The organism is Haladaptatus sp. HS23, from assembly GCF_056892285.1.
In genome coordinates, this window is sequence record NZ_JBXGLH010000067.1 from 1 (window position 1) to 377 (window position 377).

Consider the following 377-nt stretch of genomic DNA (forward strand, 5'->3'; position numbering starts at 1 on the left):
AGCAGCAGTTTTGTTTCAGTGTCTATTGCAGCGTACACCCAAGACCACTCGCCGTTGATTTTGACAGCGGTTTCGTCGACCGCGACCCGCGTCGGCGCTGCCGACGGCGGGTCCGAAACGCTGTCAGATACCCGATGAACCCATTGAAAAATCGCTTGATGCGACCGTTTCACGCCGAGGAGCGCAAGAATTGCTTTTGTTTCCCTGAGCGAACAACCGGTCGCGTGGAGCCGGACGGCGAACGCCCTAACGGGCGTCGCCGTCCGTTCACGCTCCCAACATTCAAGCGTAGCCGTATCTAAACTCTCTCTGAGCAGGTTTGAGAGTAGCATGAACAACTAGCTCTTCGACCTGCTCGTCCTTATCTAGACAGTGCC

General features: G+C 56.2%; 1 pseudogene. It reads right to left on the bottom strand.

Annotated features, from left to right (window positions below):
* Nucleotides 1-332 (bottom strand): annotated as a pseudogene (locus AC1XDK_RS30835) (IS6 family transposase); the annotation flags it as partial.
* Nucleotides 333-377 lie beyond the last annotated feature (45 nt).